At 74.0% G+C, this 3,340-nt stretch carries 2 protein-coding genes; both read right to left on the minus strand.

The window, feature by feature from the left end:
* The coding region (locus AB8Z75_RS32775) for an FAD-dependent oxidoreductase (RefSeq protein WP_369208442.1) at window positions 1–1,595 on the minus strand (1,595 nt) is incomplete at its 3' end.
* Window positions 1,596–1,718: 123 nt separating this feature from the next.
* The coding region (locus AB8Z75_RS32780; RefSeq protein WP_369208444.1) for an AMP-binding protein at window positions 1,719–3,340 on the minus strand (1,622 nt) is incomplete at its 5' end.

A 3,340-nucleotide genomic window follows, 5' to 3' on the forward strand; every position in this document is an offset into this window, starting at 1 on the left:
AGGGTGGGGTCTCCGTAGTAGCGGTCGTAGGCGCTGTCGCCGCGGCCGAAGTCCTCGTCCCTGCCCTGGCGCGCGAAGGCGTTGAAGCGTGCGATCGTGCGGGCGAACCTGTCGGCGGGGACGTCCATCTGCGCGGCCAGTTCCTCCAGCGTGCGCGCCTTCTTGACGAAGCCTCCGCCGACCAGTTCGCGGGGGAAGGGCTGCCCGGGGAAGAGGCCCATGAACAGGTAGCGGGCCTTGGACCGGGCGTCGAGGACGAGCCAGGAGGGGGCCGTTTCGGCGCCGGTCTTCTCGCGGTGCGCGTACATCGCCTCGACGAACTCGTGGTACGGGGCCGCCTCGTTGACGTACCGCTCACCGCGCCCGTCCACGACGGCCATGCCGGGAACGCCGCGGTCGGCGACGAGGAAGAAGGGGGCGTCCCTGCCGGGGACCACGACGGAGGGCGCGCCCCACACCTTCTCCATCAGGTCGACACCCGCGCCCAGACGCAGGCCTTCGCGCAGGCCGTCGCCGTCGTTGCCCTCGGGGGCCGAGCTCCACGCGGCGCGGGTCGGAGAGGGCAGATAGCGCTCCCGCAGCCGCTGGTCCCTGGCGAAACTGCCGGACGCCAGGACGACGCCGCGCCGGGCATGGAAGGTGATCTCGCGCCCGTCGTGCCGGGCGCGTACGCCGTTCACGCGGCCTGCCTCGTCCGTCAGCAGCCGCGTCATCGGAGTGCCCAGCCACAGGTGGCCGCCCAGGACGCCGAGGGAGTAGCGGAGCCGGGCGATGAGGGCTTCGCCGAGGGCGATCGGCTTGCTGCCGCGTGCCAGCGCGCGGGCGGCGCGCAGCCCCACGCGCAGGGAGGCGCGCTTGCCCGCCCAGGTGCGGGCGACCATGTTGAGGTAGCGGAAGTCGTAGGAGGTGATGGTGAGCCCGTAGGTGGGCAGTGCGGCGCGGCGCATCAGGGCCCGCTCGCCGGCAGGCAGCCGGTTGAGGTCGAAGACCTCCGGCTCGATGGAGCGACCGCGTGCGAAGCCGCCGGGACGCTCGGGATAGTAGTCGCTGTAGCCGTCGGTGTAGACGAATCTGACGTCGGTGCGGTCGTGGAACTCGCGCACCATGCGCGGCCCCTGGCTCAGATACGCCTCCTTGCGGGCGGCCGGTACGCGGTCGCCGACGGTGGCGTCCAGATAGGCGCGCCCCGCGGCGCGGCTGTCACCGAGCCCTGCCTCGGCGAGGTGGAAGCTGTCGGGTATCCACAGCGCGCCGCCGGAGAGCGCGGTGGTGCCGCCGTACAGGGGTGTCTTCTCCAGGACGACGACGGACAGGCCGCGCAGCCGTGCCGTCACCCCGGCGGCCAGGCCACCTGCACCGGAACCGATGACAACGACGTCGTAGGTACGGGACGCGCCGGTGCGGGACGCGCCGGTACGGGACGCATCGGTACGGGACACGTCGGTACGGGACGCGCCCGTGCGGGACGCTTCGGTACCCGACATACCGTCCCGGGAACTCTCGTCGGTGTGCACGCCTCCGGTACCCGTTCCGGTACCGCCCCCGGACCGGCCGCCCGCCGGGCCGTCGCTGCTCACACGGTTCATACGGCTCATGCGGGGACGTTATGCGCGGGCCGCGGTGCGTGCTCATGCCTCTTCCCGGTGGGTGGGAGGCGGCGGGCTTCCGCCCTCCCGTCCGAGGGCCGGCGCGCGCCCGCGTACGGCCGTCGGGCGCTGTCAGGGCGCGCCGGTGCCCGTCTCGGGGCGCCCCGGTGCCTGTCGGGGCGCCCCGGTGGCCGCGTGGCGGGCGCGCAGGACGTTCTTGAGGACCTTGCCGGAGGCGTTGCGGGGCAGCGCGGTCACGGCGGTGACGGTGCGGGGCAGCTTGTAGTTGGCGAGCCGGGAGCGGGCCCACCCGGCGAGTCCGTCCTCCAGCGCGGCGGCGTCGGCACCGTCGCGGGGCACGACGTAGGCCGCGCCGACCTCGCCGAGGCGTGCGTCCGGTACGCCGACGACGGCCGCGTCGGCCACGTCGGGGTGGCCGCGCAGTACCTGTTCGATCTCGGCGGGGTAGGTGTTGAACCCGCCGACGATGTACATGTCCTTGAGCCGGTCGGTAAGGGTCAGGTAGCCGCGCTCGTCGAGGCTGCCGACGTCTCCGGTGTGCAGCCAGCCTTCCGCGTCGAGAGCGGCGGCCGTCGCCTCGGGATCGTCGCAGTAGCCGCGCATCACATGCCGCCCCCGCAGACAGATCTCCCCCTGCTCGCCGGGGGCCGCCTCGCTGCCGTCGGCGGTGACGATCCGCACCCGCGTGCCGGGCAGCGGGAGTCCGACGGTGCGGGCCACGGTGGCCGCGTCGGCGGAGGTGGGGCAGACAGTGGCGACACCGGCGGACTCGCTGAGCCCGTACGCGGTGAACACCTCCCCCGCGCCCAGCTCCCGCCTGATCCGCGCCACCAGGTCGACGGGCACGCCGGCGGCTCCCGTCCCCGCCAGCCGCAGCGAGGACAGGTCGAGGGTCAGGCGGTCGGGGTGGTCGATGAGGGTGTGGAAGATGGTCGGCGGCCCCATCAGCACGCTGACGCGTTCCCCGGCGACCCGGCGCAGGGCGCGGCCCGCGTCGTAGACGGCCTCGGGCAGCATCGTCGTCCCGGTCAGCAGGCAGGCGAGCACGCCCGCCTTGTAACCGAAGGTGTGAAAGAACGGGTTGACGAGCAGGTAGCGGTCTCCCTCACGCAGGCCGACCGCCCGCGCCCACTCGGTGAACGCCTCCAGCGTCTGACCGTGCGTGATCCCGACCCCCTTGGGCCGTCCCGTCGTTCCGGAGGTGTAGAGGATGTCGCAGAGGTCGTCGGGGGCGACGGCGGCGGCACGCGCGGCGCACTCCTGTTCGCCGACGCCCGCCGCGCTGTCGAGGAAAGCGGCGTACGAGAGGGCGGGCCCGGCCGGGCCGGCACCCGCGCCCGCGCCCGCGCCCGCGTCGGCGCCCGAGGCAGCGGCAGCCTCCTGGGTGGGCAGCGTGACCGTCAGCTCCAGGTCGGGCAGCGGCTCGCCCGACTCGACGAGGGAGCGGGCGTAGTCGGTGCCGAGGAAGGGGCCGACGGTGAACAGGAAGCGGGCACGGGAGCGGCGCAGGATGTCGGCGGCCTCGGCGGGCTTGTAGCGCGTGTTCAGCGGCACGAGGACGGCGCCGACGCTGACGGCCCCGAGCGCGGCGGTGATCCAGTGACGGGAGTTGGGGGCCCACACGGCCACCCTGTCTCCCTTGCGCAGCCCGTGGGCGAGGGCTGCCCTGGCACTGCGTACGACGTGGGCCCGCAGCGTGGCGAAGCTCCAGCGGACCACCCCGCCCTCCGCTC

This window comes from Streptomyces sp. PU-14G (assembly GCF_041028275.1).
In the GTDB taxonomy this organism is placed as follows: Bacteria; Actinomycetota; Actinomycetes; order Streptomycetales; family Streptomycetaceae; genus Streptomyces.